Genomic DNA, 2,266 nt, shown 5'->3' on the forward strand with positions numbered 1-2,266 from the left:
CTTGAGAAACACCATTTGCAACATCATTTTTAATATTTTTGAACGAGTTGCTCATACCTGCAAGTGCATCGGCAACATTTGTATAGCTTGCCTCTTCAGCAACACCATCATCATTGAGCGTAACAACAGTGAAGTCTGGGAATGTCCATTTTCCACCTTCATATTTAGCACCACCACCAAAGTATGTAGCAAGCGTATTACTCACCGAATAAAGCTGACCACCGTTAACAGCCTCTGTTGATCCTTCTGAAATATTTCCTGCCTTTACTCCAGAGATAATACGCGATGCACCATCACTGTTTGCAATTATAATCTCTGTACCACCTACGTTCCCACCAATTGTGATAGGCTTCGTGAACGAATCTTGTTTTATAAGACTGGTACTCTTAACCGCAGCTGTAACTGTTTGAGTAATGTCATCAATAACATCTTGAGAAACACCATTTGCAACATCATTTTTAATATTTTTGAACGAGTTGCTCATACCTGCGAGTGCATCGGCAACATTTGTATAGCTTGCTTCTTCAGCAACACCATCACTATTGAGTGTAACAACCGTGAAATCTGGGAATGTCCATTTTCCACCTTCATATTTAGCACCACCACCAAAGTATGTAGCAAGAGTATTACTCACCGAATAAAGCTGACCACCGGTTATAGCCTCTGTTGATCCTTCTGAAATATTTCCTGCCTTTACTCCAGAGATAATACGCGATGCACCATCACTGTTTGCAATTATAATCTCTGTACCACCTACGTTCCCACCAATTGTGATAGGCTTCGTGAACGAATCTTGTTTTATAAGACTGGTACTCTTAACCGCAGCTGTAACTGTTTGAGTAATGTCATTAATAACATCTTGAGAAACACCATTTGCAACATCATTTTTAATATTTTTGAACGAGTTGCTCATACCTGCGAGTGCATCGGCAACATTTGTATAGCTTGCCTCTTCAGCAACACCATTATCATTAAGCTTGGTAACCTTGAAGCTTGGTAATGTCCACCCTCCATTTTCGTACCTAGCGCCACCACCAAAATATGTAGCAAGCATGTTACTCATCGAGTAAAGCTGGCTACCCGTTATAACCTCTGTTGACCCTTCTGCAATACTTCCTGCCATCACGCCAGAGATAATACGCGATGCACCATCACTGTTTGCAACTATAATTCTATTGCCACCTGTACCTGCACCGATGTTAATAGGAGCAATTCTCCCATTTTGCTGAACAAGAGTCTGATTTTTCACATCATTAATCTTGTCATCAAGACTTACGAAAGCTTCATTAACCCCAGAAAAAGCACTAGCAACATTATTATAACTCCGCTTTTCGCCGATCAACCCACTAGAATTAAATTGTACGACCTCGAATTTTGGTGCAACCCACACTCCATTTTCAAAATTAGCACCACCACCAAAATATGAAGCAAAGGTTTTATTCACAGAATAAAGCTGACCACCTGTTACAGCTTCCGTTGATCCTAACGAGACATTTCCATCGAGAAGAAACTTAAGCTTAGCATTGGTTTTTATACCATCTGTGACATGAGTGGCAACAAACGCATTTTCATAGCTATCCCATAACAGAGTGTTTGGATTAATATTTCCACTAATATCATTTTTTATATCAAGGATAGAGTTATTTATACTCGTAATAGAGTTGTTAACTCCTTCAAAAGCAGAACCAACATTATTATACGCAGTACCCTGAATACGATAAATTGGATCTGTCCACATTCCATTCGCATACTTAGCGTTACCCCCAAGGTATGAAACAAGCGCATCACCTACCGAATAAAGTTGACCACCGTTTACTGCTTCAGTCGAGCCTTCAAAGATTAGCCCATCTGCGACACCAGTAAGTTTACGATATACGCCATCCTTATTGGTAAAATCAATTAAAATACCACCTACTGCTTGACCAATAGTAATAGGCAACATATCCCTTGCTTGTTTAACAAGAAGACCATCTTGTACATCACGGATATTCTTACTCAAATTTGCAAAATTGCTACCAACTGCATCAAAAGCGCTCGAAACAGTATAATAGCTCATTTTTCCATTACTTAATCCATCAGAATTGAATTCTATAATATCAAATCTTGGACCCGTCCATCTTCCATTTTCGTATCTAGCATCACCACCAAAATATGAAGCAAGCGTGTTATTCACCGAGTAAAGCTGCGAACCATTTATTGCATCAGATGAATCTACAGAAATCTGCCCACTGTCTACACCAGTAATTTTTCGAGACACACCACCACT

At 39.6% G+C, this 2,266-nt stretch carries 1 pseudogene; it reads right to left on the reverse strand.

What is annotated here, in order from left to right:
- Positions 1–2,257, reverse strand: a pseudogene (locus ACMFKV_RS07110) (hypothetical protein); the annotation flags it as partial.
- Between the last annotated feature and the right edge of the window lie 9 nt (positions 2,258–2,266).

The organism is Bartonella propinqua, from assembly GCF_047263965.1.
Classification (GTDB): domain Bacteria; phylum Pseudomonadota; class Alphaproteobacteria; order Rhizobiales; family Rhizobiaceae; genus Bartonella.